The organism is Aeromonas sp. 5HA1 (genome assembly GCF_029237245.1).
Classification (GTDB): Bacteria; Pseudomonadota; Gammaproteobacteria; order Enterobacterales; family Aeromonadaceae; genus Aeromonas; species Aeromonas salmonicida.
This window is the reverse complement of the sequence record NZ_JAACFW010000031.1, coordinates 39,554-45,715: the sequence shown is the minus strand read 5'-3', so window position 1 is coordinate 45,715 and position 6,162 is coordinate 39,554. Positions and strand designations below refer to the sequence as shown.

The window sequence follows — 6,162 nt, the reverse complement described above, 5'->3', positions numbered from 1 at the left end:
CTTGCTAGCGTGGAGGAAGTCGAGAGCGTGAGCGATACGCATAAAAAATCCGAAACCAAATCAACAGGTTTCGGATTTTTACACATCAGCAGGATCGGTCAATGGATCCTTAACTGATCGGCATTAGGCCAAAAGGCCCTCTTTTGCATTCACCGCGAGTCGTTACAGGCTGGCGGCAATACGCGCCCCTAGGGCGGCGTTGTTCAGCACCAGCTGGATATTCGCCGCCAGCGAGTTGCCGCCGGTCAGCTCGCACACCCGCGCCAGCAGGAAGGGGGTGGATGCCTTGCCCTTGACACCCTGCTCGTCCGCCTCCTGCAACGCCTGCTTGATGGCCGCATCTATGTCGGCCTTGGGCATGGCGAACTGGGTCGGGATCGGGTTGGTGACCACGGCACCACCGGCCAGCCCCAGCTCCCACTTGAGACGCAGCGCCTCGGCAATGGCCGCCGGAGTGTCGAGGCGGTAATCCACCTTGAAGCCGCTTTCGCGGGTGTAGAAGGCGGGCAACTCCTCGGTCTGATAACCGATGACGGGCACACCCTGAGTCTCCAGGTACTCCAGGGTCAGGCCAATGTCGAGGATCGACTTGGCACCGGCACACACCACGGCGACCGGGGTCTGGGCAAACTCCTGCAGATCCGCCGAGATGTCGAAGGTCTCCTGAGCACCGCGGTGCACGCCGCCGATGCCGCCGGTGGCGAACACCCGGATACCGGCCATGGCGGCAATGATCATGGTGGAAGCCACAGTCGTCGCGCCCAGCCCCTTGTTCGCCAGCACGAAGGGGATATCCCGTCGGCTGCACTTGGTGGCGTCGTGACCGGCCCGGCCCAGCGCCTCCAGCGCCCCCGCATCCAGCCCCACCTTGAGGCGGCCATCCAGAATGGCGATGGTGGCTGGCACGGCGCCGTTGTCCCGCACCACCTGCTCTACCTGGCGCGCCGTCTCCACGTTCTGCGGATAGGGCATGCCGTGGGAGATGATGGTGGACTCCAGGGCAACGACGGGTTTGCCGGCGGCCAGGGCAGCGGCGACTTCAGGTTGGATATCGAGGTAAGCGTTCAACATGGGTACTCCTCCAGCATGCGTTCAACGGCGGCCTTGGATAGGCCGGAAAAGACGGTATCGGAACAATTGACGGTGAGGGCGGCGCAGCCGAGGGCGAAGCGGGTGGTGTCGGTCATGTCGCTCTCCTGCAACCAGGCGTGGGCCAGCCCTGCCATGAAGGCATCGCCACCGCCGGTCACGTTGACGACAGGGCTGCCGAGCACGGGCAGATGGCCCTGGCACTCCCCGTCGCTGTAGAAAATCCCCTGATCGCCGAGGCTCAGGAACAGCCGTTGCACCCCGGCGCGGTGGAACCAGGCTGCCGCCATGGGCCAGGTATCGGGCCCGGCAATGGTGAAGCCGCACAGCTGCTCGGCCTCGCTGCGGTTGGGCTTGAGGGTGTGGATCCGGTGCAGCCAGGGGCGGATCTTCTCCACCTTGGCCACAGAGACGGTGTCGACGAAGATGATGTGCTCACCCTGGCGCTCGAACAGCCAGTCCAGGGTGTGGGTGGCGAGGTTGGTGTCGAGCACCCAGAGCCGAGCCGCGCCAAGGAAACCGGTGAGCGGGGTAAGCCGGGCCGGTGTGAGCTGGTCGATGATCGCCATGTCGTTGACGGCGCAGCTCATCTCGCCGCTGCCATCGTGCAGGCTGAGGTAACAGGAGGTGGCCTGCCCCTCCAGCACCAGCACCTGGCGCACGTCAACGCCGGCGCGCTGGCTCACTTCCAGCAGATGATGACCGTACTGGTCGTTGCCCACCGCGGTCAGCAGCCGGGTGTCGGTACCAAGCCGCGCCAGGTTCTCGGCGATGTTGCGCCCCACACCGCCGGCGGAGGTGCGCACCTTGCCGGGGTTGGAATCGCCGATGCGCAGGTTGTCATGACTGCAGCCGCAGATATCCATATTGGCGCCGCCGATCACCACGGCGTAGGGGCCTTCCCGCAGCACATAGCCTCGCCCCTGCACATAGCCCTGCCGCATCAAGCTGGAGATATGGCTCGCCAGCGCCGAGCGGCTAATGCCGAGGCGATCCGCCAGCTCCTGCTGGGCAATCATGGGATCCTGGCGCAGCAGGGCGAGGATCTCTTGTTCACGCTCAGTCATAGACAAACATCCAGTTACAAACGTTTGTCTATTATTTATGAAAAACGTTTTCCCGCCATCCTCTCGTGCAAGAAATGTCGGGTCAGCCACAAAAAATCACCGGGCAAGCCCGGTGATTCAGCGTGGAACCAGACCCGCACGCTTCAGTCAAGCAGCACCCAGACTCCACCGGCACTCTGCATCACGGGCCAGCAGACCACCTTCAGCGCCGGATCATCCAGACAGCGGCCATCGGCCAGAGCATACCGCTGCTTGTAGAGGGGCGAGGCGACCACAGGCTCGCCACCACAATCCCCCACCAAACCCCGACTCAGCACGGCCACACCGGCCAGGGGATCCAGATCATCCAGCGCATAGATCCGCTCACCGAGCCGAAACAGCGCCAGGGAGCGACCGTCCAGCCAGGCGCTGCGCCCCGACTGCTCCGGCAGGGCCGAGATCGCACATACCCGCCGCCACTCACCATGCTCGCTCTGCAATAGCGCATCCCTGATGCCGTGCATCTCTGCCCTTTGTTGCCGTTCACCCAGCGTCTCCTGCCCTGCATTCTCGTTGGCATCGCTCATATCACCTCCTTGATATTGATCGCCGGCACCCATTGGCCCCGCTCCTCCCGTCTGGGGGGCGTGCTCCCCTCCGGCTGGTTGACGAAGGCCTCGAACAGCTTCAGCTTGTCCGGATCCGCCAGAGTGCTTTTCCACTCGCATTGCCAGCTGCCGACTATGCCGTCCATCATGGCCTCCAGCTCGGCGCCGATGCCGAGCCTGTCCTCGATGATCACCGACTTGAGGTAGTCGAGCCCCCCCTCCATGCCCTCCATCCAGACCGAGGTGCGCTGCAGCCTGTCCCCGGTGCGCACGTAGAACATCAGCAGCCGGTCGATGTAGCGGATCAGGGTCTGCTCATCGAGGTCGGTGGCAAACAGGTCGGCGTGGCGCGGCCGCATACCGCCGTTGCCGCACACATAGAGGTTCCAGCCCCGCTCGGTGGCGATGACACCTATGTCCTTGCTCTGGGCCTCGGCGCACTCCCGGGTGCAGCCGGAGACCGCAAACTTCAACTTATGGGGCGCCCGCAGCCCCTTGTAGCGGTTTTCCAGGGTCTGGGTCAGGGTCATGGAGTCCTGTACCCCGTAGCGACACCAGGTGGAACCGACGCAAGACTTCACGGTGCGCACCGACTTGCCATAGGCCTGGCCTGTCTCGAAGCCCGCCGCCACCAGCTCGCCCCAGATGGCGGGCAGCTGATCGCGCCGGGCGCCGAACAAGTCGATGCGCTGGCCGCCCGTGATCTTGGTGTAGAGGCCGTACTTGCGTGCCACCTCCCCTATGGTAATGAGGCCATCCGGGGTGATCTCACCGCCGGGGATGCGCGGCACCACAGAGTAGGTACCGTCCTTTTGCAGGTTGGCGAGGAAGGCATCGTTGGTATCCTGCAGGCCACGGTGGGGCTTCTCCAGCACATGCTCGTTCCAGAGCGACGCCAGTATGGAGGCGACCGTCGGCTTGCAGATGTCGCAGCCAAGGCCCTTGCCGTGCTTGTCTCGCAGCGCCTCGAAGCTCTTCAGCTCGCCCACCCGGGCCAGGTGATAGAGTTCCTGGCGGCTGTGGGCGAAGTGCTCGCACAGCCCCTTGTCCGCCTCGACCCCAATCTCCGCCAGCGTCTGATCCACCACCTGCTTGAGCAGATTGCTGCAGCCGCCGCAGCCGGTGCCCGCTTTGGTGCAGCTTTTCACAGCCCCCAGCTCGTGGTTGCCCGCCTTGACGGCAGCCACCACTGCGCCCTTGCTGACGTTGTGGCAGGAGCAGAGGATGGCGCTGTCCGGCAACACCAGGGGCGCCGCCGCGCCGCCCGCCTCCCCCACCAGCAGGGAGAGGGGCGGCTGGGGCAGCGCCACCCCATTCTGGTAGTACTGCAGCAGTCGCTCATAATCGCTGCCATCCCCCACCAGGATGGCGCCGAGCAGGCGATTGCCCTCGCCGTCGGTCACCAGCTTCTTGTAGATGCCGTTGACCCTGTCCAGCAAGAGCAGTTCCTGAGCCCCGGTCGTGCTGGCGTGGGCGTCACCGATGGAGCCCACATCTACCCCCATCAGCTTGAGCTTGGTGGACATGTCAGCCCCGGCGAAACGGGTCTCGCCGCCGCACAGGCTGGCCACGGCGGCGCGGGCCATCTGGTAGCCGGGGGCCACCAGACCGAAGATGCGCCCCTGCCAGAGCGCGCATTCGCCGATGGCGAGGATGGCGGGATCCGAGCTGTGGCAACCCTCGTCGATGCAGATGCCGCCGCGCTCGCCAACGCTCAGCCCGGATTGACGGGCCAAACCGTCGGCGGGGCGGATACCCGCCGAGAACAGGATCACGTCCGCCTCCAGATGGCTGCCATCCTTGAACTTCAGCCGGTGACGGGCCTGTTCCCCATCCTCTATGCACTCAGTGGCCTTCTCCACCAGCACCTCGACCCCGAGCGCCCGGATCTTGTCCCGCAGCACGGCGCCGCCGTTGTCATCTAGCTGTACCGGCATCAGCCGCGGGGCAAACTCCACCACCTGGGTCTTGAGGCCGAGCAGGCGCAGGGCGTTGGCCGCTTCCAGCCCCAGCAGGCCGCCGCCGATCACCACGCCGCTGCGGGCCTGGGCGCAGGCATCGCGAATGGCGGCGAGATCCCCCAGGGTGCGATAGACGAAGCAACCCGCCCGCTGGAATCCGGAAATGGGCGGCACGAAGGGCACTGAGCCGGTCGCCAGCACCAGCCGGTCGTAAAGGAATTGCTCACCGTTGGCGAGCGTCAAGGTGCGAACGGCTCTGTCCAGCGCCTCCACTTCAGCCCCCAGCCGCAGCTCGATGCCCTGCGCCCCATACCAGGCGGGATCCGCCAGTTGCAGCGCCTCGGGCGCCTTGCCGCCGAACACCTCGGACAGATGCACCCTGTCGTAGGCGGAGTCCGGCTCGGCACCAAATACCGTCACCTCGAACCGGTTAAGGCCGCCAGCCGCCACCAGCTGCTCGATAAAGTGGTGGCCCACCATACCGTTGCCGATCACCAGCAGACGTTGTTTCTCACCTCTCTCGGGCGATTCGACCAAGTGGTGGTCCATCTCATCATCCATACCGTTGCCCACTACCAGCAGTTTCTCTTTGTTAGCCATATCTCTCTTCCTTGAATCCGTCTGGGCTCAGGCGCGCAGCTTGCTGCGCACCGGGTCGGCCGCCTTGAGCGGGGTCACCTTGCGCTGCTTCTCATAGAGGAAGCGCAGCACCTGCTGGCGCAGCTTGTGATAGTGACCATCGTCTGCCAGGGCGACCCTGTCTCTGGGCCTTGGCAAGTCCACGGTCAGGATCTCTCCGACCGTGGCACTGGGGCCATTGGTCATCATGACGATGCGATCGGAGAGCAGCACAGCCTCGTCCACATCGTGGGTGATCATAATGACGGTATTGCCAAGCTCGGCCTGAATGGCCATCAGCGCATCCTGCAGATGGGCCCGGGTCAGGGCATCCAGGGCGCCGAACGGCTCGTCCATCAGCAGCACCTTGGGGGAGAGCGACAGGGCGCGGGCGATGCCGACCCGCTGCTTCATGCCGCCCGACAGCTCGTGGGGCATCTTCTGGCTGGCGTGATCCATCTGCACCAGGGAGAGGTAGTAATCGACCCGCTCCGCCACCGCCCGCCGGTTCGGCTCAACCTGCCCCACCGCCAGCGCCACATTCTGCTGGACGCTGAGCCAGGGCAGCAGGGCGTGGTTCTGGAACACCATGGCCCGCTCGGGCCCAGGCCCTGCCACCTCGCGGCCATCGAGGATGATGCCGCCGAGGGTCGGCTCCAGCAGCCCGGCCACCAGGTTGAGCACAGTGCTCTTGCCGCAACCTGAGTGGCCTATGAGGGAGACGAACTCCCCCTTCTCGATGCGCAGGTTGACCCGGCTGAGGGCCTCGAAGCTGCCCTGCTCCGTCTCGAACGAGATGCCGACGTCGCTTATCTCCAGATAACTCTTCATTGGCTCTTC

Annotated in this window: 5 protein-coding genes; all 5 read right to left on the bottom strand. The window is 64.8% G+C overall.

Annotation, left to right across the window (positions count from 1 at the left end; all coding sequences use genetic code 11):
• Positions 1-162: 162 nt before the first annotated feature.
• A complete protein-coding gene (locus GWQ27_RS20585; RefSeq protein WP_005317829.1) occupies positions 163-1,071 on the bottom strand; it encodes a pseudouridine-5'-phosphate glycosidase in 909 nt (302 codons plus the stop codon).
• The gene (locus GWQ27_RS20580) at positions 1,065-2,156 is read right to left on the bottom strand and encodes a PfkB family carbohydrate kinase (protein ID WP_058393692.1); all 1,092 of its coding nucleotides are present in this window, start codon (positions 2,154-2,156) and stop codon (positions 1,065-1,067) included. Before GWQ27_RS20580 ends, GWQ27_RS20585 begins: the two co-directional genes overlap by 7 nt.
• Before the next feature lie 143 nt (positions 2,157-2,299).
• Positions 2,300-2,722 carry a nitrite reductase small subunit NirD gene (nirD, locus tag GWQ27_RS20575; protein WP_275908210.1) on the bottom strand — a complete coding sequence of 141 codons (423 nt, stop codon included), beginning with the start codon at positions 2,720-2,722 and terminating at the stop codon, positions 2,300-2,302.
• Positions 2,719-5,304, bottom strand: coding sequence for a nitrite reductase large subunit NirB (gene nirB / locus GWQ27_RS20570; RefSeq protein WP_219597726.1), 2,586 nt, complete (start codon positions 5,302-5,304; stop codon positions 2,719-2,721). The genes nirD and nirB overlap by 4 nt, the downstream gene beginning before the upstream one ends.
• 27 nt (positions 5,305-5,331) lie before the next feature.
• Complete coding sequence (locus tag GWQ27_RS20565; RefSeq protein WP_159167068.1) at positions 5,332-6,153, bottom strand: ABC transporter ATP-binding protein; 822 nt, start codon at positions 6,151-6,153, stop codon at positions 5,332-5,334.
• Between the last annotated feature and the right edge of the window lie 9 nt (positions 6,154-6,162).